Source organism: Micromonospora reichwaldensis, from assembly GCF_031845925.1.
GTDB lineage: Bacteria > Actinomycetota > Actinomycetes > Mycobacteriales > Micromonosporaceae > Micromonospora > Micromonospora reichwaldensis.
On sequence record NZ_JAVRFL010000027.1, the window covers coordinates 1 to 26,704 of the forward strand.

At 75.2% G+C, this 26,704-nt stretch carries 23 protein-coding genes; 10 read left to right on the forward strand and 13 right to left on the reverse strand.

Features of this window, described 5'->3' with window-relative positions; genetic code table 11:
• Positions 1-29: 29 nt before the first annotated feature.
• The 4 genes from RM555_RS21380 to RM555_RS21395 all read right to left on the reverse strand — a co-directional run bounded on the left by RM555_RS21380 (position 30) and on the right by RM555_RS21395 (position 7,899).
• Complete coding sequence (locus tag RM555_RS21380; protein ID WP_311413410.1) at positions 30-770, reverse strand: ABC transporter ATP-binding protein; 741 nt, start codon at positions 768-770, stop codon at positions 30-32.
• 190 nt (positions 771-960) lie between these two features.
• Complete coding sequence (locus RM555_RS21385) at positions 961-1,959, reverse strand: ABC transporter ATP-binding protein (RefSeq protein ID WP_311413411.1); 999 nt, start codon at positions 1,957-1,959, stop codon at positions 961-963.
• 2 nt (positions 1,960-1,961) lie between these two features.
• On the reverse strand, positions 1,962-4,667 hold the full coding sequence (locus RM555_RS21390) for an FtsX-like permease family protein (protein WP_311413412.1): 2,706 nt from the start codon (positions 4,665-4,667) through the stop codon (positions 1,962-1,964).
• A gap of 40 nt (positions 4,668-4,707) precedes the next feature.
• Positions 4,708-7,899, reverse strand: a complete 3,192-nt coding sequence (locus tag RM555_RS21395) for an FtsX-like permease family protein (protein WP_311413413.1) — start codon at positions 7,897-7,899, stop codon at positions 4,708-4,710.
• A 169-nt stretch (positions 7,900-8,068) separates the two neighbouring features.
• Here RM555_RS21395 and RM555_RS21400 point away from each other — a divergent pair, with 169 nt between their 5' ends.
• Positions 8,069-8,362, forward strand: coding sequence for a hypothetical protein (locus RM555_RS21400; RefSeq protein WP_132233105.1), 294 nt, complete (start codon positions 8,069-8,071; stop codon positions 8,360-8,362).
• 159 nt (positions 8,363-8,521) lie between these two features.
• On the opposite strand, the gene ligD is transcribed toward RM555_RS21400, so the two are convergent.
• Positions 8,522-9,547, reverse strand: coding sequence for a non-homologous end-joining DNA ligase (gene ligD / locus RM555_RS21405; protein WP_311413414.1), 1,026 nt, complete (start codon positions 9,545-9,547; stop codon positions 8,522-8,524).
• Between the two features lie 47 nt (positions 9,548-9,594).
• Between ligD and msrB the strand changes: the two genes are divergently transcribed.
• Entirely contained in the window at positions 9,595-10,008 is a 414-nt protein-coding gene (msrB, locus tag RM555_RS21410) for a peptide-methionine (R)-S-oxide reductase MsrB (protein ID WP_311413415.1), read from the forward strand.
• Between the two features lie 15 nt (positions 10,009-10,023).
• Here msrB and RM555_RS21415 read toward each other — a convergent pair whose 3' ends face one another.
• The 3 genes from RM555_RS21415 to RM555_RS21425 all read right to left on the reverse strand — a co-directional run bounded on the left by RM555_RS21415 (position 10,024) and on the right by RM555_RS21425 (position 11,817).
• Positions 10,024-10,608: a DUF305 domain-containing protein gene (locus RM555_RS21415; protein WP_311413416.1), complete on the reverse strand. Its 585-nt coding sequence runs from the start codon at positions 10,606-10,608 to the stop codon at positions 10,024-10,026.
• Between the two features lie 66 nt (positions 10,609-10,674).
• Positions 10,675-11,421, reverse strand: a complete 747-nt coding sequence (locus RM555_RS21420) for a lytic polysaccharide monooxygenase (RefSeq protein ID WP_311413417.1) — start codon at positions 11,419-11,421, stop codon at positions 10,675-10,677.
• 120 nt (positions 11,422-11,541) lie between these two features.
• Entirely contained in the window at positions 11,542-11,817 is a 276-nt protein-coding gene (locus RM555_RS21425; RefSeq protein WP_132233095.1) for an isoamylase early set domain-containing protein, read from the reverse strand.
• A 161-nt stretch (positions 11,818-11,978) separates the two neighbouring features.
• Between RM555_RS21425 and RM555_RS21430 the strand changes: the two genes are divergently transcribed.
• The 3 genes from RM555_RS21430 (at position 11,979) to RM555_RS21440 (ending at position 14,010) form a co-directional block, all read left to right on the forward strand.
• Positions 11,979-12,239 carry a Prokaryotic metallothionein gene (locus tag RM555_RS21430; RefSeq protein ID WP_151457740.1) on the forward strand — a complete coding sequence of 87 codons (261 nt, stop codon included), beginning with the start codon at positions 11,979-11,981 and terminating at the stop codon, positions 12,237-12,239.
• Positions 12,240-12,350: 111 nt separating this feature from the next.
• Positions 12,351-12,809 carry a GNAT family N-acetyltransferase gene (locus RM555_RS21435; RefSeq protein ID WP_311413418.1) on the forward strand — a complete coding sequence of 153 codons (459 nt, stop codon included), beginning with the start codon at positions 12,351-12,353 and terminating at the stop codon, positions 12,807-12,809.
• 112 nt (positions 12,810-12,921) lie between these two features.
• Positions 12,922-14,010, forward strand: coding sequence for a lytic polysaccharide monooxygenase auxiliary activity family 9 protein (locus RM555_RS21440; protein ID WP_311413419.1), 1,089 nt, complete (start codon positions 12,922-12,924; stop codon positions 14,008-14,010).
• A gap of 133 nt (positions 14,011-14,143) precedes the next feature.
• Here the strand turns inward: RM555_RS21440 and hemQ are convergent, their stop codons facing one another.
• Genes hemQ through hemE form a run of 3 tightly spaced genes read right to left on the reverse strand, consistent with a single transcriptional unit; the run spans position 14,144 to position 17,354 of the window.
• Positions 14,144-14,845, reverse strand: a complete 702-nt coding sequence (gene hemQ / locus RM555_RS21445) for a hydrogen peroxide-dependent heme synthase (RefSeq protein ID WP_151457526.1) — start codon at positions 14,843-14,845, stop codon at positions 14,144-14,146.
• Positions 14,842-16,251: a protoporphyrinogen oxidase gene (gene hemG / locus RM555_RS21450; protein WP_311413420.1), complete on the reverse strand. Its 1,410-nt coding sequence runs from the start codon at positions 16,249-16,251 to the stop codon at positions 14,842-14,844. Before hemG ends, hemQ begins: the two co-directional genes overlap by 4 nt.
• 5 nt (positions 16,252-16,256) lie before the next feature.
• The gene (gene hemE / locus RM555_RS21455) at positions 16,257-17,354 is read right to left on the reverse strand and encodes a uroporphyrinogen decarboxylase (protein WP_311413421.1); all 1,098 of its coding nucleotides are present in this window, start codon (positions 17,352-17,354) and stop codon (positions 16,257-16,259) included.
• A 148-nt stretch (positions 17,355-17,502) separates the two neighbouring features.
• On the opposite strand from hemE, the gene RM555_RS21460 reads away from it, so the two are divergent.
• On the forward strand, positions 17,503-18,075 hold the full coding sequence (locus RM555_RS21460; protein WP_311413422.1) for a DUF3000 domain-containing protein: 573 nt from the start codon (positions 17,503-17,505) through the stop codon (positions 18,073-18,075).
• A 17-nt stretch (positions 18,076-18,092) separates the two neighbouring features.
• On the opposite strand, the gene RM555_RS21465 is transcribed toward RM555_RS21460, so the two are convergent.
• Together RM555_RS21465 and RM555_RS21470 are read right to left on the reverse strand one after the other, a co-directional pair.
• On the reverse strand, positions 18,093-18,932 hold the full coding sequence (locus RM555_RS21465) for a hypothetical protein (RefSeq protein ID WP_311413423.1): 840 nt from the start codon (positions 18,930-18,932) through the stop codon (positions 18,093-18,095).
• Between the two features lie 74 nt (positions 18,933-19,006).
• Positions 19,007-20,221 carry a S1C family serine protease gene (locus tag RM555_RS21470; protein WP_311413424.1) on the reverse strand — a complete coding sequence of 405 codons (1,215 nt, stop codon included), beginning with the start codon at positions 20,219-20,221 and terminating at the stop codon, positions 19,007-19,009.
• A gap of 208 nt (positions 20,222-20,429) precedes the next feature.
• On the opposite strand from RM555_RS21470, the gene RM555_RS21475 reads away from it, so the two are divergent.
• The 4 genes from RM555_RS21475 (at position 20,430) to RM555_RS21490 (ending at position 26,495) form a co-directional block, all read left to right on the forward strand.
• Positions 20,430-21,758 carry a ribonuclease D gene (locus tag RM555_RS21475; protein WP_311413425.1) on the forward strand — a complete coding sequence of 443 codons (1,329 nt, stop codon included), beginning with the start codon at positions 20,430-20,432 and terminating at the stop codon, positions 21,756-21,758.
• A gap of 155 nt (positions 21,759-21,913) precedes the next feature.
• Entirely contained in the window at positions 21,914-23,110 is a 1,197-nt protein-coding gene (locus RM555_RS21480) for a thiolase family protein (RefSeq protein WP_311413426.1), read from the forward strand.
• Positions 23,107-25,176 carry a 3-hydroxyacyl-CoA dehydrogenase NAD-binding domain-containing protein gene (locus RM555_RS21485; protein ID WP_311413427.1) on the forward strand — a complete coding sequence of 690 codons (2,070 nt, stop codon included), beginning with the start codon at positions 23,107-23,109 and terminating at the stop codon, positions 25,174-25,176. Before RM555_RS21480 ends, RM555_RS21485 begins: the two co-directional genes overlap by 4 nt.
• A gap of 215 nt (positions 25,177-25,391) precedes the next feature.
• Positions 25,392-26,495 carry a hypothetical protein gene (locus RM555_RS21490; protein WP_311413428.1) on the forward strand — a complete coding sequence of 368 codons (1,104 nt, stop codon included), beginning with the start codon at positions 25,392-25,394 and terminating at the stop codon, positions 26,493-26,495.
• The last annotated feature ends 209 nt before the right edge of the window (positions 26,496-26,704 follow it).

Here is a 26,704-nt window from a genome sequence, read left to right on the forward strand (position 1 = left end):
GGCGGCGGGGCGGCGGGAGGAGAGCGGGGTCAGGTGGGGAGGAGGTGGCCGTCGCGGAGGGTGAGGACGCGGTCGGCGAGGTCGATCAGGGCCGGATCGTGGGTGGCGACCAGCGCGGTCATGCCCCGGGCGTGCACGACCGCCCGGAGCAGGTCCATGATCGACCGGCCGGTCTCGGAGTCGAGTTGGCCGGTGGGCTCGTCGGCGATCAGCAGGTCCGGCTCGTTGGCCAGGGCCCGCGCCACCGCCACCCGCTGCTGCTGCCCGCCGGAGAGCTCGTACGGGCGCTGGCCCGCGTGCCCGCCGAGGCCCACCAGCTCGAGCAGCACCGCGACCCGCTCCTCCCGCTCGGCCGCCGGGACCCGCGCCAACCGCAGCGGTACGCCGACGTTCTCGGCGGCGGACAGGATCGGCACCAGCCCGAAGGTCTGGAACACGAAGCCGACCGTGCCGCGGCGCAGCTCCAGCAGCTCCTTCTCACCGGCGCCGGTGACGTCGTGCCCGGCGACCACCACCCGGCCCGAGTCGGGCCGGTCCAGCCCGCCCACGAGGTTCAGCAGGGTCGTCTTGCCCGCCCCGGAGCGACCCCGCACGGCCACCAGTTCGCCCCGCCCGGCCGAGAACGACACGTCCCGTACGGCGTGCACCGCGTGCTCGCCGCGGCCGAACGTGCGGCTGACCCCCTCCACCCGGACCACCTCGTCGGTGACCGTGGCGCCCGCCACCGCCCCGGCCGACCGTCCGTCCGACGTCACGTCGTGCTCGCTCATGATCCCGCCCCGCTGTGCTCGGCGCGGTCGACCGGATCGACCACGCGGTACCGACTGATGCCCCGTCCGCCCACGGCGACGGCCTTCAGCCCGCCCACCGCGCCGACTGCCCGACCGCTGTCCGCGACCATGCCGCGCCCGCTCACCGCGTCAACTCCCCGCCCGCTGTCAGCGACGATGCCCCGCCCGCTCACCGTGGTGTCTCCCGCTCGTCCTGCGGCCGGCCGCCCGGGCGTACCTCCACGTGGTCCGGCTCCAGGTTGAGCCGCACCCGGTCGCGCAGCGACAACGCGTCCACGAACGGCGCCGGCAGCTGCATCCGGCCGCTGCGGTCGAGCACGGCGTACTCCTCGCTGACCAGTTCGGTGCTGCCGTCCGCGCCGATCCGCGCGGTCCGGCGTACCTCGGAGGCGGTCCGGCCGTCGCGGATCGCGACGGTCCGGCGGACCTGGGTGGCCACGGCGTGGTCGTGGGTGACCACCACGATGGTGACGCCGAGCTCGGCGTTGATGGTGCGCAGCGCCCCGAAGACGTCGGCGCCGGTCGCCTCGTCCAGCTCACCGGTCGGCTCGTCGGCGAACAGCACCTCGGGGTCGTTGGCCACCGCCACCGCGACCGCGCAGCGCTGCTGCTCGCCGCCGCTGAGCTGCCCGGGCCGCCGGTCGGCGCAGTGACCGACCCCGACCAGGTCGAGCAGCTCCCGGGCCCGCTCGCGGTGGGCGCGCCGACCGCCGCGTCGCCCGGCGAGCCGCATCGGCAGCTCGACGTTCTCCAGCGCGGTCAGGTACGGCAGCAGGTTGCGGCCGGTCTGCTGCCAGACGAAGCCGACCATGCTCCGCCGGTAGCTCAGCCGCCGTCGGGTGGAGAGGTTGAGCAGGTCGTAGTCGCCCACGCGGGCGATGCCGGCGGTGGGCGTGTCGAGCCCGGAGAGGATGTTCAGCAGCGTCGACTTGCCGGACCCGGAGGCGCCCACGATCGCCACCAGCTCGCCCCGGTCGATGACCAGGTCGAGCCCTTGCAACGCGACGACCTCCACCCCCTCGGTCTTGAAGATCCGGACCAGCCCGTCGCAGACGATGTGCCCGCGCAACCGGTCCCGGCCGCCGGCCCGCTCGGCCGCACGCTGGGCGGCCCGCTGTTGCAGGGCGGCCAGGTCCGGCACGGCGGTGGTCTCCGCGGTAGCGGTCATTGTCAGTTCTCCTCTCCGAGCCGGAGCACCTCACCGAGGCGCATCCGGCGGTTGTTCAGGGCCTCGACGGCGACCGCGAAGCCGAGGGCGAGCGCACCGAGCGCGACGACCGCGGCCGCCAGGCCGGGCTCGAACGCCACCCGGACCTCGACCCCGTCGGTGAAGGCGGACAGGCCGAGCACCGGGGTGAGCAACAGCGGCAGGACCGTGCCGACCAGCGCACCGGTCACCACCGAGACGCCCACCAGCGGGACCAACTCCACCAGCAGCAGCCCGCGCCACTGGCGTCGGGACAGGCCGAGGGTGCGCAGCCGGGAGAGCACCTGCCCACGCTCGCGGGCACCGGCGAGCACCGTGAAGGCGATCGCGAGCAGCCCGAGCGCCATCCCACCGGCGGCGCCGGCGGTGAAGCCGAAGGCGAGCACCCCGTTGGCGCCGCCCTCACCCACCTGCCGGCGGGTGTCCGCGAAGGTCAGCAACTCCACGCCGCGCGGGCGCTCCCGGCCGGTGACGGCCCCGCCGGTCTGGAAGCGGGACTGTCCCGCGTCGCCGGCCCGGCGCAGCGCCTCGCCGTCCAGGTCGTCGCCGGCCACCAGGAAGCCGGTCGGCACGGCGGCGTAGTCCCGCCGGGGCAGGGACTGCCAGGGCAGGACGACGAACCGGCTGCTCTCCGCGCGCAGCAGCGGGAAGCTCTCCGCCTGCCCGGCGACCCGGAACTCGTACCGCTGGCCCTGGGCGCTGACGAAGGCGGAGCCGTCGAGGCCGGCGTCGGCCAGCTCGGCGGCGACCGCCGGGGAGACCACCGCGGGCAGCGGGCCGCCGCCCCCGGCGGGGGCGAGCAGGGCCGCCGGCACGGTCACGTCGACGCCGGACTCGCGGACGATCCGGGCCAGGGCCGGACCGTCGACCATGAGCACGGTCACCCCGCCGAGCCGGGTCTCGGTGCCGATGGCGTCCTTCGCCAGGCGTTGGCCCGCCTCGTACAGCACCGGACTCGCGGCGCGGACCCCCGGCAGCCGCTCCAGCTCGGCGCCCGTGTCCGGGGCGATCCGGTCCCCCAGGATCAGGGCGTCGGCGGGGACCACCCGGCTGGCGGCCCGGTCCCGGCTCGCCTCGATCCCGGCGGCCGTCACCGCGCAGAACGCCGCGGTCGCGATGGCCAGCACCACGACCACCAGCGGCACGGCGACCACGGACCGGCCGGCCCGGGCGGTGCCCAGGAAGGCGACGCTGCCCCGGGCCCGGGCCGCGAGCCGGCTGACCAGCCGCAGCGGCCACGGGTACAACCGCATCGCGACCACTGCCGCGGCGACGGCCAGCAGCACCGGCACCGAGACCAGCAGCGGGTCGACCTCGCCGGGGGTGAGGCCGCGGCGGCGCAGCAGTACGACGGCGAGACCCGCGAGGACCAGCAGCCCCGCCTCCACCGTGAGGCGACGCGCGGAGGGGCGCGACCGGATCAGGTCGCGCCGACCGGCACCGCCCCTGGACGCGACGAGGGTGGCGACCGGCAGCGCGAGGGCCACCAGGACGGTCGCGGCGACGGCGAACCACAGGGTCCCACCCGGCGCCCCCGGGGCGAGGCCACCGACCAGCCAGCCGAGCGCTCCGGCGGGCGGCACCACCAGCAGCGCCTCGGTCAGGCTGCGGCCCGCGCTCGTGGTGGCCGCCCCGCCCCGGGCCCGCAGCAGGGTGAACTCCGACCGGCGGCGGCGCACCAGCAGCCCGGCGGCCAGCACGACGAGGCCGGCCAGGGTGGCCAGTACGCCCGCGGCGATGACCCCGAGCACCGTCCGGGCGCTGTCCACCTCGGCGGCGAACTCCCCCAGCGGGATGTCCAGCCCCTGCACGATGTTGCGGCCCTCCGCCTCCCGGGTCAGCTGCTGGACTCCGTCGATCACCTGGTCCAGCTCGCGGACGTCGATCCCGTCGGCGCCCATCCGGTAGCGCCAGCTGAACGACATCGTCCAGCCGTCGGCGGCCTGACGGTTCAGCACGGCGCCGTCGACGACCCCGACGGCGATGAAGGGTTCGCCGTCGCCCACCGGCTCGACGGCCCGCAGCAGCGGCGGCAGTCCGTCCCAGAATCCGTCGGCGGCGTCGCGGGGCTGGAAGAGACCGACCACGGCGACCCGGAGCGGGGGCAGGGGTTCGGGCGTCTCCGGTGGGGCGACGGTGAGCCGGCTGCCGAGCCGCAGATTCAGCTTGCGGGCGACGTCCACGGCCAGCGCCACCTGCACCGGCTGGTCCTCCGACGCATCGGCCGGCCAGCGTCCCTCGACCAGCGTGCCGGCCGTCTCGATCCCGGACACGGTGCGCAGGCCCAGGTGGACCAGGAGGTTCTTCGCCGCCAGGTCCGGGCCGCTCAGCCGGCTGGCCGCGGTCTCCGCGGTGAACCACCGCTGTTCGACCAGCCCCCGCACGACCGGTGGCATCCCGGCCTCCAGCGTCGCCAGGTCGCGCTGGCGCGCGGCCACCGGGGAATAGCCGTCGCTCTTCGCGAGGAGCGGCCCCGTCGAGTACGTCACGTCCCGCTGCTGCGCCGGCGCGGCGCCCAGGTGGGCCCGCAGGCCCTGCTCGGCGTGCGCGTTGACGATCCGGGGCACGCCGCTGATGACCAGCGTGGCGACCAGCGTCAACGCCGCGAGGAGCAGGAACTGCCCGCTGTACGCCCGAATCCGGCGGACCACCGCCCCGATGCTCACCACGCCCCGTCTCCGCTCCTTCTCGTCCCTACGCTCCACCCGGTCACCGGTCTCCCCCGATCCGCAGCTGCGCCACGGCCACCCGCTGCCGGATGCCGAGGGCGATGAACGCGCTGAAGGCGAGTGCCGCCAGCAGCAGGCCGAGCGCGGTCAGGCCGATGGGCAGCCAGGGCAGCACGAAGGCGGCCTCCGGCACCGGCCGGCCGGCGGACGGCGTGAGGATGACCAGCGGGGCCATGGTCGCGCCGACCGCGGCGCCCAGCAGCAGGCCGACGCCGACGCCGATCCCGGCCAGGAAGGTCTGCTCGGCCAGCAGCGCCCGGGCCAGCAGCCGAGGGCTCGCGCCGAGCGTGTGCAGCACGGCGAACTCCCCGAGCCGGTGCCGGGCGGTCGCCCAGACGTCGACGATCAGGCCGACCAGGGCCAGCAGCACCGAGCCGAGCGCCGCGGCGAGCAGCCCCGTGCGGGCCCCCTGCCAGTACGGGTCGCCGGCGGCCCGCTCGGCCACCTCCCGCCGGTCGAGCAGCGTGGCGCCGGTCAGGTCGGCCGCCGCGCGGGCCGCCTCGGCGTGGCCGGCGCCCTCGGTGCCCAGCCACCACTCCGGCACCGGCCGGACCCCGCCCCGGTCCCGGATCAGCCAGTCCGCCGCCGCCGGCAGGTCCAGCAGCACGCCCTCGCCGGCCGCGGACGGCACCGCGTCCAACTCGCCGACCAGCGTGACCGGCAGCGTCGCGCCGGACAACACGAGGTTGACCGTGTCGCCGACGCGCAAACTCAACGCGTCGCGTACGGCCGGGGTCATCAGTGCGGGTACCGGCCGGTTCTCGCCGGCCGGCACCACGGCGAAGCGGCTCGGCGGCTGGAACGCGAACCGGCCGCCCTCGCGGTACTCGACCTCCCAGTCGGCCTTCAGCCCGGCGGCCGTGGCCGATGCACCGACCGGTTTGCCCTGGCCGTCGACGGCCACCCACCCGCCGTCCAGCGACGCCGGCCGGGCCGCGCCGTCGGCGCCGACGAGCCGCAGGTCCGACACCTCCAGGCGGTACGCCCGCCCGCGCGCGCTCCCGCCGTCGGCCTCGAAGCCGGACAGTCGTAGGGCGCCCTCCCCGGCGGGGACGGCGACGGTGAACGGCGCCGGCCGGCCGTCGCTGCCGCTGCTGCCGGCCGGAAGCCGGAAGGCCAGCCCGTCCGCCCGGGTCAGGAGCACCCAGAGGCCGATCTGGTGCGGCGTGACGGCGTCGCGCACGGGGGTGCGTACCGTGCCGGTAAGCGACCGGGTGCCGGCGGGCAGTTCCAGCCCGGCCGGCGCGCCGCGGGCCCGGGTCAGCCGGTCGAGCAGTGCCGGCGCGGGCTCGTCGGTCAGCCTCTCGTTGAGTCGCAGCACGCCGGCCGCGGCCGCGGCGTCGAGGCTCACCACCGTCGTCGGCAGGTCGGCGCGGCCGAGGCGGATCTCGTCCCGCCAGGCCGGCAGCGCCTCGCGGACGCCGGGCAGGGCGGCGAGCTGACCGCCCCGACCGTCGGGTGCCGAGCCGGTGCGCTCGACGACCCGCAGGTCGGCGCCGACGGTGTGGTCGGCCTGGTCGGCCTGCGACAGCTCGCCCGTGGTCACCAGCGACCACGCCAGGGTGCTGCCGCCGACGGCGAGGGCGAGCAGCAGCACCGGGCCGGCGTGCGGGCGCCGCCCCGCCTGCCACATGCCGAACATGGTCGCGGTCCACGGTCTGCGGTCGACGAACCGCTCGGCGAACCGGGTCGCGGGCGGCAGCAGCCGCAACGCCACGACCGCGCCGGCCAGCACGCCCAGCGTCGGCGCCGCGACCAGCAGCGGGTCCACCCCGAGCCGGCCGGCCGCCCCGGCGACCGGCGACGAGTACTGGCGCAGCTGGGTCCAGGCCAGCACCGCGAAGCCGACCAGCACCAGGTCGAGGCTGGCCCGTTGGACGCTCGCGGCGCGGGTGGGCCGGGACCGGGCCGCCATGTCGGCGACGTAGGTGCCGGCCCCCCGCAACGTCGGGACGACCATCGCGACCAGGCAGCCGGCGGCGGTGGCGGCCGCGGCGGCCCAGATCAGCGTGGTGTTGCCGGCGGCGAGCGTCAGCGGGGTGGCGCCGCCGGTGCCCACGTGCCGCAGCGCCTCGCCGGCGATGAGGGGCCCCAGCACGCCGGCGGGCAGGACGACCAGGGCCGCCTCCCGGGCCGCCAGGCCGGCCAGTTGCCGCCGCGCGGCGCCCCGGGCCCTCAGCAGGGCGGTCTGGCCGCGCCGGTCCTCGTGCAGCAGGGCGGCGACGAGCACCAGCGCGTACCCGCCGAGGACGATGATCAGCAGCAGCGGGGTGGCCAGCGAGGAACGGCCCACCAGGTCGGCCCGGGTGACGCGGTCGAGGAGCCGGTCGATCGCCGTGACGGTCTGGCCGGAGGAGCCCAGCCCGGCCGCCTCGGGCACCTCGGCGAGGGCCGCGGTGAGCGCCTGCCGCACGTCGGACAGCCGCCCCGCGCCGGCCGCCGCCGCGAGGTCCGGCTCGACGACCCAGGACGCCGACACCGAGCCCGGGTACGTGGCGACGAAGTCCGCCGGGTCCAGCACGAACGGCCCGTACGAGGTGCCGGCGTCCGCGGCGCTGCCCGCCCCGACCCCGGGTGCCAGCCGCCAGTACGGGTCGGCCGCGTCGCGGGGCCGCCAGGTCCCGACGAGCACCACGGTGCTGGCCTCGTCGGACCGGCGGTCCAGCATCGGCACCCGGTCGCCGACGCTCATCCCGAGCACGCCGGCGACCTTCTCCGGCAGCGTGACCTGTAGCGGCGAGGCTCCCGGGGCGGGCCAGGCGCCGTCGGTCAGCTCGGCGTGGCGGGGCAGGTCGTCGAGGGCCGCCAGGGTGGCGAAGACCGGGTCGTCGTCGCGGGCCACGGGGCCGAGGTCGCCGGTCAGCTCGCGGCCACCGCCGTAGCGGGCGGCGTCGACGGTGACCGGCGCGCCGCCGAGGCCGGCGGCGAACCCGTCCCGGACGGCCCGGTCCCGGGCGACGAACTCGGCCGCGTCCCGGCCGGCCGTGCCGCTGACCAGGAGGCTGCGCTCCTCGAACGACGCCCCGCTGAGCAGGGCACGCTGGCCCGCCTCGACGGCCCGCCGGTTGTAGTCAGAAAGCCCGGTGACCAACGCGACCGCCACCAGGGCCGCGACCACCGCGGCGAGCAGCAGCCCACGCGCCTCGCGGGCCCGCCTCCACACCAGCTTCATCCGATGCCCTCCCCTGGCCCGCTGTCGGGCCGACGACCAGGGAGAGCGGTGACATGCCGGGAAAGGTTCGCGCCCGTTACTTGATCGTTATCCGGAGGCGCCAGACCGGTGGGTGGGGCCGGCGCCCCGGCGAGGGTGGCGTGGTACGCGGATGTGCTTCGATCACCGGATGGAGATCGCTCTCACCGCCCTGATGGTGGCCGTCGTCGCGCTGCTCGCCGCCCAGTTGCCGGGCAGGACCGAGCAGGCGCGGACCGCGTACCGGCTCGCCGAGATCGAGCGCCGGCTCCGGCTGGTGATGGACCACCTGGGCGTGGTGGACGCCTCGCCCGTGCCGCCGGAGGTGGGACAGCACCTGGCCCGGGGCGACAAGATCAAGGCGATCGCCGCGTACCGGAAGGCGACCGGCGCGGACCTGCGCTCGGCCAAGGAGGCGGTGGAGGCGTACGGCGACCGCCGGTGACGGCGGGCACGCGTCCCGCCGGCGCCGGGTCGGCGGCATCGGGCGGGCCGGCGACGTCAGGCGGGCCGGCGACGTCAGGCGGGCCGGCGACGTCAGGCGGGTCGGCGACGTCAGGCGGGTCGGCGACGTCAGGCGGGTCGGCGACGTCGGGCGGGTCGGTCAGCGGGGGCGGTCGCGGTCCTTGGAGGGCTGCACGCGCTTCGGCTCGCCGGGCATCTTCGGGTGGTCCGGCGGGTAGGGCATGTCGCCCTGGCCGGCGGTGTCGTCCCGGTCGGCCCACTCCAGCAGCGGGCTGATGTCCCACGCGGTGTCGTCGATGCCGGCGTGCGGATCGCCGCGCTCGGCCAGCCGGGCCGGGACGGTGCGCAGGTCGAAGTCGTCGGGGTCGACGTCGGGCAGCTCGTCCCAGGCGACCGGGGTGGACACGGTGGCCCGGGCGTTGGCCCGCAGCGAGTAGGCGCAGGCGATCGTGCGGTCGCGGGCCATCTGGTTGTAGTCGACGAAGACGCGCTCGCCCCGCTGCTCCTTCCACCAGGCGGTGGTCACCAGCTCCGGCCGGCGCCGCTCCAGCTCGCGGGCCAGCGCGATGGTGGCCCGGCGCACCTCGGTGAACGTCCAGCGCGGCGCGATCCGCAGGTAGACGTGCACGCCACGGCCGCCGGAGGTCTTCGGCCAGCCGGTGACGCCCAACTCGCCGAGGAGCCCGCGCAGCTCCCCGGCGGCGGAGACCGCGTCGGCGAAGTCGGTGCCGGGCTGCGGGTCGAAGTCGATGCGCAACTCGTCGGGGCGGTCGACGTCGGCGGCACGCACCGGCCACGGGTGGAACACGATGGTGCCCATCTGGGCGGCCCAGGCCACGTGGGCCAGGTCGGCCGGGCAGAGCTCGGCCGCGCTGCGACCGCTCGGGAAGCTGATCGTGGTCGTCCGCACCCAGGGCGGCACGCCCCGCGCGGGCACCCGCTTCTGGAAGAACGCCTCCCCCTCGACGCCCTCCGGGAAGCGCTGCAACGTGGTGGGACGCTCGCGCAGGGCGCGCATGATGCCGTCACCCACCGCGAGGTAGTAGTGGAAGACGTCGGCCTTGGTGAAGCCGCGCTGCGGGAAGATGACCCGGTCGGGGCTGGTCAGCCGGACCTCGTGCCCGGCCACCTCGATCAGTTCGGCCGCAGCCTTCGTGCCACCCATTGCGCGACCATATGCCACACCTCCGACGTCCGACGTACCGTTGGCGGGTGAGTCTTGACGAGAGTGAACTGCCCCGTACCGAGGAAGAGTGGCGGGTCCGGCTCAGCCCGGAGGAGTTCCGGGTGCTGCGGGAGGCCGGCACCGAGCGCCCGTGGACCGGCGAGTACGTCGACACGAAGACGCCCGGGACCTACCACTGCCGGGCCTGCGGCGCGCAGCTCTACCCCAGCGACACGAAGTTCGACTCGCACTGCGGGTGGCCCAGCTTCGACGACGCGATCCCCGGCTCGGTCAAGGAGATCGAGGACCGCAGCCTGGGGATGAGCCGCACCGAGATCCGCTGCGCCCGGTGCGACAGCCACCTGGGTCACGTCTTCCGGGGCGAGGGTTTCACCCCGAAGGACACCCGGCACTGCGTCAACTCCGTCTCCATCCGGCTGGAGCCGCGCGCCGACGCCTGATCCGGCACCCGGGGTTCAGGCCGCCCGGGCCGGCGTCAGCCCGGCCATCAGCGAGACCTCGGCCGTACGCGACCGCTCGACGCGGCCGGCGAAGTCGCGTACGCGCGGGTCGGCGCCGACCGTCTGGTGCGCCCGGGCCAGGTCGGCCGCCGCCTCCTGGTGCGGGACGAGCAGGCCGAGCAGGACGCGGTCGACCTCGCCGTCCGGGGCGGCCCGCAGGCGTGCCATGTCCTCGGCGGCGGTCCCGTGCTGTCCGTGGTCGTGCCCGCGGGCGGCCTCGGCGGCGGCCGGTCCGGCGTCGCGCAGCCAGCCGCGCATCGTGGCGAGTTCGTCGGTCTCGGTCACCTCGATGGCGGCGACGAGGGTGTGCAGCTTCCGGTCGGTCACCCGGTCGCGGCTGAGCCGCACCATCTCGAGCGTCTGCTCGGTGTGTGCCGCCAACATGGCCAGGAAGACCACGTCCAGGCCGTTCATCCCGGTCGCGCTGGCCGCGGCCGGCCCCGGTGGCGCGGGGACGGACGACGCCGGGGCGGTCCGCGCGGCGCAGCCGGGGACGGTCAGCAGGACGGCGAGCAGGGCGACCGTGGGCAGCCGTCGCATGGCGTACTCCGATCCGGGAAGGGGTGACGGGTGCGGGTGCCGGGGGGACGGGCCGCACCCGTCCGGTCAGACCTGCGTCCAGAGCGCCGGCACGTGCGGCGGTTCCCAACCGGGGATCGCGGTGTGCGCCTGCCGGCAGCGGTACGTCAGCCCGCCGTAGGTGACCTGGTCGCCGACCTGGTAGGCCCGGCCCGCCGTCCAGCTGCCGCCCGGCGCGGGCGGGGTGGTCGGGGCGGCGGTGGGGGTCGGGGTGGGCGACGGGGCCGGCGGGGTCGGGCTCGGGGTGGGCGACGGGTTGCCGCCCCCGCCGACCTGGAGGTCGACGCAGGAGTAGAACGCGTTGGCGGTGTCCGCGATGTTCCACACAGCGAGGACCTTCTGCCGTCCCGGGTAGCCGCCCAGGTTGACGGTGTGCGAGACGGTGGCGCCGGGCTGCTGCCCGCCGCCGTTGAAGACGGCCACCCGGGTGCCGCCGATGAAGTACTCCCAGTTGCTGGTGGCGTGCCGGGCGGTGTTGGTCCAGGTGAAGGTGACGGAGCTGCCGACCGAGGTGGCGGGCCAGCCCCGGCTGTCGTCGTTGAGGACGGCGAACTGGGCGATCCCCGCGTGGCAGCTGCGCAGCCCCTTCGGCCCCTCGACGCTCTGCGGCTCGTACTTGATCTGCCCGCAGTCGGGGACCCGCCCCTGAGCGCAGAGCGCCTGGCGGCTCGGCGGGCCGGACACGTAGCCGTGGGCCTGGGCGGGCGCCGCGACGGCGAGTGCGGAGACGACGGCGCCCGTCGCCACGAGCGGGATGGTGATTCTTCGACGCATGGTGGCAGCTCCTTCGGACTTAAGCCTGGTGAGGTGCCACTCAACATAAATTAAAGCTTGTTAACAGTAAAGACTCCTGTCGATAGAAACATCGCGCCTTCTGCACACGCAGGGTGACCGTCAGAGCAGCAACAGGCTGCCCCGCTCGTCCACCCGGTCGGCGGACTCGTCGTCCAGCCAGACGCCACCGGTGGCGAGGTAGCGGAAGCGGTACTCCCCCGGGCCGAGTCGTACGGTGACCGTCCGGGTGCCGTCCCGCCGCGGGAGGAGTTCGTGCCGTCCCGGCTCCCAGCCGTTGAAGGAGCCGACCACGCTGACCGGGCCGGGCGGGGTGTCGCGGGGCAGGCTGAAGGTGACCCGTACCTGGTTGCCGAAGAGCTTGTTCCGCTTGATCATGTCGTGTTCCTCCGGGGTCGCGCGCGGTCACCCGGTACAACGCCCGACACGCCGGGGGCGACACGCCGCCACCCCGGAGTGACCTGGGCCGATCCGCCCGCACGGCATGGTCCGGTTGCCGCACGCTCGAGGAAATGTGTCGGCCTTCGGGGGGTTCTGTCGTGGCGACGTGCGAGGTCTGCGGTAACGACTACTGGATGGCGTTCGAGGTGCGGACCGTCAGCGGCGACGTGCACACCTTCGACTGCTTCGAGTGCGCCGCGCACAAGCTGGCGCCGATCTGCGAGCACTGCCAGGTCAAGATCGTCGGGCACGGGGTGGAGGTGTCCGGCCGGTTCTTCTGCTGCGCGCACTGCGCCCGCGCGGAGGAGGGCGCCCGGGGCGCCGAGATCCGCGACGCGGTCGGCGCCCGCCCCGCCTGAGGCCGACGGTCGGCCGGCCGTCGCCGCAATGGCCGCCCGGTCGGCCGGGCGCACCGGCGGCACGCGGGGCAGCGGGGCGGCTGGCCCACGGGCCCGGCCTACCATCGGGGGGTGCCACAGCTCCCCGTGCCGAGGACCGCCTCGTTCGCCGACCTCGACGCCCGCACCTTCCACGACCTGCTCCGGCTCCGGATCGACGTGTTCGTGGTGGAGCAGGCGTGCCCGTACCCGGAACTCGACGGGCGCGACGTCGAGCCGGGCACCCGCCACCTCTGGCTCGACGACGGCGGCGAGCCCCTGGCGTACCTGCGGATCCTCGCCGACCCGGGCGGCGTGGCGCGGATCGGGCGGGTGGTGGTGGCACCGAAGGCGCGCGGCGGCGGGCACGCGGGCCGGCTGATGGCCGCGGCGCTGGAGCTGGTCGGCGACCGCCCCTGCGTGCTGGAGGCCCAGTCCCACCTGGTCGGCCTCTACGCCCGCCACGGCTTCGCCGTCGCCGGCCCCGAGTACGTCGAGGACGGCATCCCGCACACCTCGATGCGCCGGGAAGGCATTGACCAGGGCCGATAAATATGGCAGCCTCCGGGCAGAGCCGTCGCGGAAGCCACGCAGCGCGCACGGGAGGGGCAACTCCCGGGCCGTCCGGGCGTCGTCGTCCGACCTCTCCTCCCGGGGGCTCCCCATGTCCACTCAACTTCGCACCTCCCGCCTGGCGTGGCTGCTCGCCGTCGCGGCGATCGCCGTGCTGCTGCTGACCACGGCCCTGGCCAACCCCGTGTCGGCGCACGGCTCCGTGGTGGACCCGGCGTCACGCAACTACGGCTGCTGGCAGCGCTGGGGCAGCGACTTCCAGAATCCCCGGATGGCCACCGAGGACCCGATGTGCTGGCAGGCCTGGCAGGCCAACCCGAACGCCATGTGGAACTGGAACGGCCTGTTCCGCGAGGGCGTCGCCGGCAACCACCAGGCCGCCATCCCCAACGGCCAGCTCTGCTCCGGCGGCCGGACCGAGGGCGGTCGCTACAACGCCCTCGACACGGTCGGCGCCTGGAAGACCTCCCCGGTCTCCAGCAACTTCCGGGTCCGCCTCTACGACCAGGCCAGCCACGGCGCGGACTACATCCGGGTGTACGTGACCAGGCAGGGCTTCAACGCGCTCACCGAGCCGCTGGGCTGGGACGACCTGGAACTGGTCGGCCAGATCGGCAACACCCCGGCGTCGGGGTGGAAGCCGGAGCCCACCGGCGTGTCCATCGAGATCCCGGCGAACGCGCCGGGACGCACCGGGCGGCACGTCGTCTACACCATCTGGCAGGCCAGCCACCTCGACCAGTCGTACTACCTGTGCAGCGACGTCGACTTCTCCGGCGGGCCGACCAACCCGCCGCCGACGACGCCGCCGCCCACCACTCCCCCGCCGACCACCCCGCCGCCGACCACCCCGCCGCCCACGACCCCGCCGCCGGCCGGGGCCTGCACGGCGACGTACCGGGTGACCGGGCAGTGGGGCGGAGGCTTCCAGGGTGAGGTGACGGTGACCGCCGGTGGTGGGGCCGTCAAGGGCTGGTCCGTGACCTGGACCTACGCCAACGGCCAGCAGGTCACCTCGGCGTGGAACGCGACCGTGACCACCAGCGGCACGCGGGTCGTCGCCCGCAACGCGGAGCACAACGGGTCGCTGGCCCCCGGGGCGAGCACCACGTTCGGCTTCCTCGGCTCGTGGTCCGGCACCAACAGCACGCCGACACCCACCTGCACGACCGTGGTCTGATCCGCACCGGAACCCCGGCCGGGGTCGCAGCCCACTCCCTCCGGGCGCGACCCCGGCCGGCCCGCGTCGGCACCCTCAGGCCGCTGTCGAGCTGCCCCACCGGTGGGACCACCACCGGGCGGGCGGCCGGGCGTCAGACGAGGCAGTTGACGATGTCGGCGACCGAGCGGCGACGACCGGTGTAGAACGGGATCTCCTCCCGGACGTGCCGGCGGGCACCGGAGGCCCGCAGGTCGCGCATCAGGTCGACGATCCGGTGCAGCTCGTCGGCCTCGAACGCGAGCATCCACTCGTAGTCGCCGAGCGCGAACGAGGCGACCGTGTTGGCCCGCACGTCCGGGTAGCCGCGGGCCATCTTGCCGTGCTCGGCGAGCAGCTCGCGCCGCTCGGCGTCCGGCAGCAGGTACCACTCGTAGGAGCGGACGAACGGGTAGACGCAGACGTAGGAGCGCGCCTCCTCGCCGGCCAGGAACGCCGGGATGTGGCTCTTGTTGAACTCCGCCGGCCGGTGCAGCGCCATCTGCGACCAGACCGGGGTGAGCGCCCGACCCAGCGTCGTGCGGCGGAACCGCAGGTACGCGTCCTGGAGGTCGTCGCTGGAGGCGGAGTGCCACCAGATCATCAGGTCGGCGTCGGCGCGCAGCCCCGAGACGTCGTACGTGCCGCGGACGACCACGTCCTTGCCGGCCAGCTCCGCGAAGAGCGCCTCGACCTCGCCGGTGACGTTGTCGCGCAGCGACGGCAGCGGGCTGGTGGCCCGGTACACCGACCACATCGTGTAGCGGATGCTGTCGTTGAGCTCCCGCAGCCGGGCCGCGTTGGTCTGCTCGGTCATGTCCCCGGTCCTCCCAGTGCTGTGATGATCTCCTCGGCCGCCGTCTCGCCGGAGCGGACGCAGATCGGGATGCCCACCCCGTCGTACCCGGCGCCGGCCAGGGCCAGGGTCGGGTGGCTCGCCCGCAGGGCCGCCCGCGCGGCGGCCACCCGGTCGGCGTGCCCCGGGGTGTACTGCGGCAGCGACCCGCCCCAGCGCTGCACGTGGCCGGCGACCGGCGCGGGCAGCGGCACGCCGAGCACCGCCGACAGTTCCCGGTGCACGGTGGCGGCCAGGTCCTCGTCGGTGCGCTGCACCTGCCGTTCCTCGCCGTAGCGGCCCACGGAGGCGCGGACGAGCGCCAGCCCGTCGGTGCGGCGCAGGTGGCCCCACTTGGTGGTGAAGAAGGTCGACGCCTTGATCAGCAGACCCTCGGTGCTCGGCACCAGGAAGCCTGACAGCTCCGGCAGCTCCGGCTCGGGCAGCGCCAGGGTGACCAGCGCGACGCTGGCGTAGTCCAGCCCGCCGACGCCCTCGGCCACCTGCGGGGCCGGGCCGCCGAGCAGCCGGGCCGCCGGGCGGGCCGGCACGGCCAGCACCACGGCGTCGACGTCGACCGACTCCGCCTCGCGGGTGGGGCCGACGGTCAGCCGCCACCCGGCCCCGGCCGGGGCCAGCTCGCGTACCGCCGCGCCCCGCCGGATCGTCGCCCCGCTGGCCGCCGCCGCGGCCTCGACCAGCGTGCTGAGCCCGCCGGCCAGGGTGCCGAAGACCGGCGCCCCCGGCGCGCGGGGGGCCGCGGCCTGCGCGGCGCGCACCGCGCCCACCAGGGTGTGCTCCACCCGGGCAGTGCGGGCCAGCGCGGGCATGGTGGTGGTCAGGGAGAGGCCGTCGGCCCGGCCGGCGTAGACGCCGCCGAGCATCGGGTCCACCAGCCGGTCGACCACCTCGTCGCCGAACCGGGCCCGGACCAGCGCGCCGACGGAGACGTCCTCGTCCGCGCCGAGCAGCGGACGGCCGGCGTCGACGTCGGCGTCCGCCGCCGGCCGCGCGACCGTGGCCACCCGCTCCAGGTCCCCGGGTACGCCGACCAGCGTGCCGCCCGGGATCGGGCGCAGCCCCCCGTCGACCACGAGCGCGGCCTGCCCGACGGTGGGGTGCACGATCCCCTCGCCGAGGCCGAGCCGGCGGACCAGGGCCACGGCGGCGGACTCGCCCCCGGCCGGGTCGCGCATCAGGAACGACTCGGCGCCGAACTCCACCGGCGAGCCGGCCAGTTCGCCGGTGCGCAGCTTGCCGCCGAGCGCGCCGGACTGCTCGTACACCGTGATCTCGGTGCCGGCGGGAGCGCGGTCGCGCAACCGGACCGCGGCGGCCAGCCCGGCGATCCCGCCGCCGACCACCGCCACCCGCCACGGCGCCCGCATGCCGCTCAGCCCCGGTCGCCCGACTCGGCGGACAGCTCGTGCACCAGGGCGACCACCCGGGTCAGCACGTCGGGGTCGGTCTCCGGCAGCACCCCGTGCCCCAGGTTGAACACGTGTCCGGGGGCGGCCCGGCCCTGCTCCAGGATCCGCCGCACCTCGGCCTCGACCACCGGCCACGGCGCGAACAGCACGCACGGGTCGAGGTTGCCCTGCACGGCCCGCTCCGGCCCGATCCGCCGGGTCGCCGCGTCCAGCGGCGTACGCCAGTCGACGCCCACCACGTCGGCACCGGCCTCGCCCATCGCGCCGAGCAGCTCGCCGGTGCCCACGCCGAAGTGGATCCGGGGCACGCCCGCGTCGGCCAGCCCGGCCAGCACGCCCGCCGAGTGCGGCAGCACGAAGCGACGGTAGTCGGCCTCCGACAGCGCGCCGGCCCACGAGTCGAAGAGCTGCACCGCGGACACCCCCGCGGCCACCTGCACCCGCAGGAACTCCAGCGTCACCTCGGCCAGCCGGCCGCAGAGCGCGTGCCACAGCTCCGGCTGGCCGTACATCATCGCCTTGGTCTTCGCGTGGGTCCGCGACGGGCCGCCCTCGACCAGGTAGCTGGCCAGGGTGAACGGCGCGCCGGCGAAGCCGATCAGCGGGGTGGCGCCCAGCTCGGCGACGAGCATCCGGACCGCCTCGTCCACGTACGACACGTCGTCGCGGGTGATCGGCCGGATCCGCTCCACGTCGGTCAGGGTGCGCACGGGCTCGGCGACCACCGGGCCGGTGCCGGGCACGATGTCCAGGTCCACCCCGGCGGCGGCGACCGGCACCACGATGTCGCTGAACAGGATCGCGGCGTCCACGCCGTGCCGGCGTACCGGCTGGAGGGTGATCTCGGTGACCAGGTCGGGGCGGCGGCAGGACTCCAGCATCGCCACGTTGGCCCTGATCGCGCGGTACTCCGGCAGCGACCGGCCGGCCTGGCGCATGAACCAGACGGGGGTGTGCGGGCCGGACTGACGCCGGCAGGCCCGGACGAAGGGCGAGTCGGCCGGTCCGCCGGGGCGGGGTTCTTCGTCTCGGGCGTCGGCGCCCGTCGTCGTGGTGCTCATCGCGGCCATCGTGCCACGGGGGACGGGACCGGCAGCGGGCAGCGCCGCCTTTTGTGACCCCGGTCAGCCCGCTGGCGGCGGCCCCGGCGTCAGACGGCGTCGGCGCGCCTCTCGGGCGGGCGGGCGGCCGGCGGCATAGGCTGCCGGCATGGCCCCCCCGATCGCGCTCCCGGAGACCTTCGCCCGCGCGGTCACCGGGCTGCGGTCCGCGGCGCCCCGGTCGGAGATCGTGCTGGAGGAGGTCGGCGCGCCGCAGCGACTCGCCCCGTACGCCTTCGCGCTCTCCGCCACCGTCCTGCGCGACGGCGAGGAGGTGGCCTCCGGGCGGCTCATCCTGCTGCACGACCCGGCCGGCCACGAGGCGTGGCAGGGCACCCTGCGGCTGGTCACCTACGTGACGGCGGAGCTGGAGGTCGACCTGGCCGCCGACCCGCTGCTGCCCGGGGTGGGCTGGACGTGGCTGACCGACGCCCTGGAGGCGCAGGACGCGGAGCACCGGGCGATCGGCGGCACCATCACCCAGACCATGTCGACGCGCTTCGGTGACCTGGCCGGGCCGCCCGCCGCCGGCGACATCGAGATCCGCGCCTCCTGGACGCCGGTCGACGACGATCTCGCCCCGCACCTGCTGGCCTGGTGCGCGCTGCTGGCCTCGACCGCCGGGCTTCCCCCGCCCGGGGTGACCGCGCTGTCGGAGCGTCGCCCCGCCGGCGCGGCCTGACCCCGCGACGGGTCACCTCACAGATACTTCTCGGCCTCGTTGCAGACCTTGTCCATGCCCTGGATGGCCCTGTCGTAGGCCGCCTTGTTGCCGTTCGCCGCCGCGGCGAGCGCGGTGGTGAGCTTGTCCAGGCAGTTGGCGATGACCTTCTTCTGCCGGGCCTGCTCGTCCCGGTCGTTGCGGGTGCCGGTGAGGTCCTGCTCGGTGTCGCCGAGCTTGTCCCGGACCGCCTGGAGGTCGGTCTTGAGCTTCTCGATCTCCTTGCCGTTCGCCGTGATGGTGCCGTCGCGCTGGCTGACCTCGCTGGCCATCTTCTTCTCGGTCCGGTCCAGCTCGTTGGTGGTCGACACGAACAGGCCGGTCATCACCCCGCCGAGGACGAAGAGCAGCCCGGCCACGACCGCCAGGACGAGCACCTTGTGGCTCTTGCGTGGGCCGCCGGGCGCGGGGGCGCCGAAGGGCGGGGCGGAGCCGGGCGGGGCGGACAACGGCTGTCCGAAGGCCGGACCGGAGGCCGGGGGGACCGACATCGGCTGCCCGAAGGCCGGCCCGCCGGAGGCCTGACCGGCGTGGGGCGACGCGCTGCCGGGGCCGTAGCCGGGCGACGCCGGCGGGGCCGACTGCGGGTAGCCGGAGGGCCCGGCCGGCGGCGCGGACTGCGGGTAGCCGGCGGACGGGGCCGGGTTGTACTGCTGCGGCGCCGGGGCGTACTGCTGGCCGGCGTCCTGCTGTTCGGGCGAGTACGGGCGCGGGCTGCCGTAGGTGGTGCCGTGCGGGGCGCCGCCCGACGGCGGCTGACCGGGCGCGGCCGGCGGGTACGGCGGGTAGCCCTCCGGCCCGGTCGGTGGCTGGGACATGTCGTTCTTCCTCCACGTGTGCTGGTCCGGCGCGTGAGCCGCCGGGCCGAGGGGGTGGTTGGGCGCTGACGAGGTCAGCAGATCTTGAAACCGTCGCAGGCGACCTTGATCGGTACGGCGAGACCGATCCCCTCGGCGTTGCGGGCCTTGGCGGTGGCGATGCCGACGACCTGCTTGCTGCCGTTGATGACCGGGCCGCCCGAGTTGCCGGGGTTGATCGGGGCGTCGAACTGGATGACCGGGCCCTCGCCGCCGCCGGCCTCGCGGAAGGCGCTCACCACACCGGTGGTGACGCTGTCCTCCAGGCCGAGCGGCGCGCCGACGACCACGATCTGCTGCCCGGACTTCACCGCGGCGGGCGCCGCGACCAGGCCGGTGAACTTGCCGTTGGTCCGCAGGTGGGCGACGTCGTTGGCCTCGTCGACGCGCACGATGGTCGCCGGGAAGCGCTGGTCGGTGCGCTCCAGGAAGACCTCGCGCTCGCCGGTCTGCCAGAGCGCGTCCACCACGTGGTAGTTGGTGAACAGGTTGGTGCCCCCGCCCGCGGCCGGCTTGCCGATCGCGAAGGCGGTGCCGGTGGAGTTGCCGGCCCGGACGCGGAACACGCTGGGCAGCACGGCGCTGGCCACGGCCTCCGGGTTGAACGCGGCGCCGGCCTGCTTCTCCAGCGCCCCCGCCCGGGACTCCAGGCCGTCGAGCCGGGTGCCGTCGGCCGCCTGCGCCGCCGCCACCCTGCTGTCGGTGTCGCCCAGCCGGTTGGAGAGCCGGTTGATCTGGTACGCCTGCACGCCCGTCACCACGGCCAGCAGGCCGGCGAGCACGAGCGCGGTGATGGTGAGCCCGCGCCCCTTCGTCGCCGGCACCGGCCCGGCGGGGTACGGCTGGCCCGGCCCGGGGCCCTGGGGGTGGCCGTGGCCGGGCGGCTGGCCGGGGACACCCGGCGGCGTCGACCCGGACGCGGGGGACCAGCCGGGCCCCGGGGTGACCCCGGGTGGCGTCGACGGGCCCGGGGTGGTGGACGGCGCGCCGCCGTGTCCCCAGCCGCTGGCGGCGGGTGCGGCGGCGGGGGCGGGCGCGTTGGCCGGGGCCGCGCCCCACTGGCCCGGCTGCGCGGGCGGCGACCAGGCGGGTCGGGGGGCCGAGGGCTGCCCGGGGGCGCCCGGCGGCAGGTACGCGGAGCCGACCGGTTCGATCCGGGGCGGCAGTGGTCCGGGGCGGGCCGTCCCTGGCGGGAACCCGCCGTCACCCGGTCCCGTCGGGCCCTTGTCCGCCGACCCGTAGCCAGTCATGATCGCCTTGCCCTCCCGTAGACGCCCCGCTCCGCACGCGGGAACCTGATGATGCCGTACCCGCGCAACGGCCCGATGGACCGTACCTGCGTCAACGGGCTTTGTCTTCCCCTATGTCCGGCCCCCGGAAGGACATCCGGCGGTCGCCCGGCGACACACACCGGACCGGCTTCACCCACCGCGTCGCGTCGCGCACTAGGGTTGTCAGGTGACCGACGAACCACCCCTGCGCCGTCGGCCCGCCGAAAGCCGTACGGGAAACGATGCGCACCACCCGCCGTCGGCCCGACCGGAGCCGGAGGCCGCGGGGACCGAACCGACCGCCGACGGGCCCGTTCCGCTGACCGCCCCGCGCGAGGGCACACCCCAGCCGGCGGCCACGCCCGGCGAGCTGGACGACGTCCTGGCCCGCTTCGCCGCAGGCACCGGCCCCGTCGCCCTCGACGCCGAACGCGCCTCCGGCTACCGCTACAGCCAGCGGGCCTACCTGGTGCAGCTGCGCCGGGCCGGTTCCGGCACGGCGCTGATCGACCCGCTGCCGCTGCCCGACCTGAGCGCCCTCGACACGGTGATCGGCGAGGCCGAGTGGGTGCTGCACGCTGCCAGCCAGGACCTGCCCTGCCTGGCCGAGCTGGGGCTGCGGCCCCGCCGGCTGTTCGACACCGAACTGGCCGCCCGGCTGGCCGGATTCGAGCGGGTCGGCCTGGCCGCGCTGACCGAGCAGCTACTCGGCTACAGCCTGGAGAAGCACCACTCGGCGGCCGACTGGTCGAGCCGCCCGCTGCCGGAGTCCTGGCTGACCTACGCCGCGCTCGACGTGGAGATGCTGGTCGACCTGCGCGACGCGCTCGACGAGGAGCTGACCCGGCAGGGCAAGTCCGCGTGGGCGGCGGAGGAGTTCGCCGCGCTGGTGCGCACCGGCGCCCGGCCGCCGAAGGTGCGGGCCGAGCCGTGGCGCCGCACGTCCGGCATCCACCGGGTCCGTGGCGCGCGGGCCCAGGCCCGCGTCCGTTCCCTCTGGTACGCGCGGGACCAGATCGCCGCGCGGCGGGACGCCGCCCCGGGGCGGGTGCTGCCGGACTCGGCCATCGTCGCGGCGGCGGAGCTGGATCCGAGGGACGAGAAGACCCTGCTCACCCTGCCCGGCTTCGGTGGCCGCTCGGTGCGCCGGCTGGCCCGCACCTGGCTCGCCGCGCTCGACGACGCGCGGCAGCTGCCCGAGGACGCGCTGCCGGTCGCCCCGACGGTCGAGGGGCCCCCGCCGCCGCACCGCTGGGCGGAACGGGACCCGGTGGCGGCGGCCCGGCTGGCCCGCTGCCGGGAGGTGGTGGTCCGGATCGCCGGCGCGCACCAGCTGCCGCCGGAGAACCTGATCGCCCCCGACTCGATCCGCCGGCTGGCGTGGGTGCCTCCGGAGGAGGTCACGGAGGCGGCCGTCGCGGAGACCCTCCGGGGCTTCAACGCCCGCGAGTGGCAGATCACCCTGCTCCTTCCCGCCCTCACGGAGGCCCTCACCGATCCGCCCCCCGCCCCTTGAGCCGGCGGTGTGGGGTGGGCCACACGGGGGCGGGTGCCAGTGTTGGTTACTGGCGAGTAGCATCCGGAGGAACACGCCCGTGCCGGCGACCTTCGTCCGGTCCGTAGTGCCGCCTGCCGGCACGCAGGCCGGATCAGGTCGAAGAGGAGGCTCAAGTGCCCCGTGAAGTTCGGGATGTCGTCTTCGTCGACGGCGTCCGTACCCCGTTCGGCAAGGCGGGTGGCATGTACGCCAACACCCGCGCCGACGACCTGGTGATCCGCTGCATCCGCGAGCTGCTGCGCCGTAACCCGCAGCTGCCGCCGGAGCGGGTCGAGGAGGTCGCGATCGCCGCCACCACCCAGATCGGCGACCAGGGCCTGACCATCGGCCGGACCGCCGCCCTGCTGGCGGGCCTGCCCAAGACCGTCCCCGGCTTCGCGATCGACCGGATGTGCGCCGGCGCCATGACCGCGGTGACCACCGTCGCCAGCGGCATCGCCATGGGCGCCTACGACATCGCGATCGCCGGCGGCGTCGAGCACATGGGCCGCCACCCGATGGGCGAGGGCGTCGACCCCAACCCGCGGATCGTCGCCGAGAAGCTGGTCGACCCGTCCGCGCTGGTCATGGGCGCGACCGCGGAGAACCTGCACGACCGGGTCCCGCACATCACCAAGGCGCGCACCGACGCGTTCGCGCTCGCCTCGCAGCAGAAGACCGCCAAGGCGTACGCCAACGGCAAGCTCCAGGACGACCTGGTGTCCGTGGCGGTCCGCGACGAGGAGAACGCCTGGGGCATGGCCACGGTCGACGAGGCCCCCCGGGACACCTCGCTGGAGAAGCTCGCCACCCTGAAGACCCCGTTCCGCCCGCACGGCAAGGTCACTGCGGGCAACGCGGCCGGCCTGAACGACGGCGCCACCGCCAGCCTGCTCGCCTCCGAGGACGTGGCCCGCGAGCTGGGCCTGCCGGTCGCCATGCGGCTGGTGTCGTTCGGCTTCGTCGGCGTCGAGCCCGAGGTGATGGGCGTCGGCCCGATCCCGTCGACCGAGAAGGCGCTGCGCCTCGCCGGCCTGACCATCGACGACATCGGCCTGTTCGAGCTGAACGAGGCGTTCGCCGTGCAGGTGCTCGCCTTCCTCGACCACTTCGGCATCGCCGACGACGACCCGCGGGTCAACCCGTGGGGCGGCGCGATCGCCATCGGCCACCCGCTCGCCTCCTCGGGCGTACGGCTGATGACCCAGCTCGCCCGGCAGTTCGCCGAGCACCCCGAGGTCCGCTACGGCGTCACCGCCATGTGCATCGGCATCGGCATGGGCGGCACGGTCATCTGGGAGAACCCGCACTGGGAGGGTGGAGACAAGTGAGCGCGCTCGCCGCACCGAACGAGGTCGTCACCCGGGCGCTGCTGCGCCAGGTGAACGTACCGGGGCTGGACCGGCCGGCCGCCCTGATCACCCTGGACAACGGCTTCGACCACACCAAGCCCAACAGCTTCGGCCCGGGCGGCCTGACCAGCCTGGACGAGGCGATCACCGCCGCCCTGGCCGCGAACCCGGCGTTCGTCGCGGTCACCGGCAAGCCGTACGTCTTCTGCGTGGGCGCGGACATCACCAGCCTCCCGCAGCTCGCCGACCGCGAGCAGGCGCTGGAGATCGGGCGGCTCGGCCACCGGGTCTTCGCCCGGCTCAAAGACAGCGAGGTCCCGACCTTCGCCTTCGTCAACGGCGCGGCGATGGGCGGCGGCCTGGAGCTGGCGCTGCACTGCCACTACCGGACGCTCTCCGGCGGGGTGGCGGCGCTGGCGCTGCCCGAGGTCTTCCTCGGCCTGGTCCCCGGTTGGGGCGGCACGCAGCTGCTGCCGAACCTGATCGGCATCCCGGCGGCGACGCAGGTGATCATCCAGAACCCGCTGATGCAGAACAAGATGCTCAAGCCGAAGCAGGCCGCCGAGATGGGCATCGCGGACGTGCTGCTGGAGCCGGCGGACTTCCTGGAGCGGTCCCTGGAGTGGGCCGCCGGCGTCGTCCGGGGCGAGGTCACCGTGACCCGGCCCGAGGTCGACAAGGACATGTGGGCGGGCGTGCTCTACTTCGCCCGGCAGACCCTCGACCAGCGGCTGCACGGCGCGGTCCCGGCCGCGTACAAGGCGCTGGACCTGCTGGAGACGGCGAAGGACGCCGACTTCGCCACCGGCACCGCCGCCGAGGACGAGGCCCTCGCGGACCTGGTCTTCTCCGAGGAGCTGCGCAGCGGCCTCTACGCGTTCGACCTGGCGCAGCGGCGGGCCAAGCGGCCGGCCGGCGCGCCGGACAAGGGGCTGGCCCGCCCGGTCACCAAGGTGGGCATCGTCGGCGCCGGCCTGATGGCCAGCCAGCTCGCCCTGCTCTTCGCCCGCCGCCTCCAGGTGCCGGTCGTCATGACCGACCTGGACCAGGCCCGGGTGGACAAGGGCGTCGGCTACGTGCACACCCAGATCGAGAAGGCCGTCAGCAAGGGCCGGATGGACAAAGGCACGGCCGCCAAGCTGTACGGCCTGGTCAGCGGCTCGGTCGACAAGGGCGTCTTCGCGGACGCCGACTTCGTCATCGAGGCCGTCTTCGAGGACCTGGCCGTCAAGAAGCAGGTCTGGGCCGAGCTGGAGAAGATCGTCAAGCCGGAGGCGGTGCTGGCCACCAACACCTCCTCCCTGTCGATCACGGCGATGGCCGAGGAGCTGGAGCACCCCGAGCGGGTGGTCGGCTTCCACTTCTTCAACCCGGTGGCGGTGCTGCCGCTGCTGGAGATCGTCCGGGGCGAGCGCACCGACGACGCCACGCTCGCCACCGCGTTCGCGGTCGGCAAGCAGCTGAAGAAGTCCTCCGTGCTGGTCTCCGACGCCCCGGCGTTCGTGGTCAACCGGCTGCTCACCCGCTTCCTCGGCACCGTCTTCGCCGCCGTGGACGCGGGCACCCCGCTGGACGTGGCCAACAGCGCGCTGGACCCGCTGGGCCTGCCGATGCGCCCGCTCGCCCTGCTCCAGCTCGTCGGGCCGGCCGTCGCGTACCACGTGGGCGGCACCCTGCACGCCGCGTTCCCGGACCGCTTCGGCGTCAGCGAGAACCTCAAGCGGATCGCCGACTCCGGTCAGCCGATCGTCGTCGACGACCAGATCAACGACGAGGTGGCCAAGCTGCTCGTGGTGGGCGACCAGCCGCTCACCGCCGAGCAGGTGCGCCAGAACGCGCTCGACGCGCTGGCCCAGGAGATCCGGCTCATGCTCGACGAGGGCGTCGTCGCCGAGGCGCAGGACATCGACCTGTGCATGATCCTCGGCGCGGGTTGGCCGTTCCACCTGGGCGGCATCACGCCGTACCTGGACCGGACCGGCACCTCGGAACGGGTCACCGGCCAACGGTTCCTGCCGCACGGTGCGGCCAGCCTGCCCGCCTGAAAGGTGTAAGGAAGGGCCCCTTCCTAACGCATAGCGTTAGGAAGGGGCCCTTCCTTACACCTACGCCCCCCGCGTTCGCGGTGGTTGCCCCGTCCAGCTTGGATGGAGGTGGCCACCGCGTTCGTCGTTGCGGCCGATACGGTCGGGGTCGGGACAGCGGTAGCGTGCCGTGGCTGGCTACGATCACCCGTTCGCACCCTCGCCTGGAGCTGATCATGTCCTCACCGCCGGTCGATCCCTGGTCCGGGCAGCCGGAGCACGACGCCCACTACGACTTCCATCCGCCGCGACCGGACGGTTACCCGGCACCGCCCGCCGATGGTTGGGCCTCCCCGCCGGGCGGGCAGCCGCCGGCGGGTGGCGGCTGGCCCACCACGCCGCACCCCCACCCCCCGCAGGCCCAGCCGCACCCCGGACCCACCTCCGCCCAGCCGTACCCCGGGCCCACCTCCGCCCAGCCGTACCCGGGGCCCACGTCCGCCCAGCCCTACCCGGGGCCCACCTCCGCCCAGCCGTACCCCGGGCCCACGTCAGGCCAGCCGCACCCCACCCAGCCTTACGGCGGCTATCCGGTGACGCCGCAGGGCGGATTCCCGGCCAGCCCGTACGCCGGCTACCCGCCGCCTCCCGGCGCGGGCCAGCCGGCGAGGCCCCACCAGCTGGTGCTGACCCTCGGCATCGTCGGGCTGCTGGTGCTCTGCCTCGGCGGAGGTGGCATCGCCTACCTCGCCTACGACGGCGATCAGGGCGCCGACCCCAGGCCCACGCCGAGCGCGTCCCCCACCACGGCGGCGCCGAGCGCCACGCCGAGCGCCGTCACCTCGTCCGAGGCCGCCCCGTCGCCGGAGTCCAGCGACGCCCCGCAGATCAGGGTCGTCACGCCGGAGACCCTCGGGGGCCGCCCGAAGAGCACCGAGCCGACCCTGCGGAAGGCCGCCGACGACATGGTCCGCGAGCTGCGGTCCTCGGTACGCGGCGAGACCGGCGTCGCGGGCGCCTTCTACGGCAGCGCCGACGAGCGGAACATGGTCATGGTGATCGCCGCCAGCACCTTCGTGCTCAACCCGGAACGGGAGCTCGACGACGCGGTCAAGGGCATCTCGAAGGACCTGGCCGTCAAGCGGTTGACCACCATCGCGCCCGGGCCGCTCGGCGGCCTGGCCAAGTGCGGCGACGGCGAGTCGGCCGGCGTGCCGCTGGGCGTCTGCGCGTGGGCCGACCACGGCAGCGTCGGGCTCATCGTGATGTTCTTCTCCTCCTCGGCAGCCACGGCGGCGGAGTTCGTCGCCTTCCGCAGCCAGATCGAGCAGAAGTACTGACCGGCACCCGCCCGGTGCGCGCCGCCGTCCACGACCGACGCGGGGCGTCGGGCGTGGCCGGGGCCGCACGGACCACGATCTCCCTCGCGCAGACCCGGAGCTGACCGATGTCCTACCCACCCGCCAACTCCTACCCGCCGCCGGACGGCGGAGGCGGTCCGTACGGCTCGTACCCGCCGCCACACCCCGGCGGATACGGACCGCCGCCG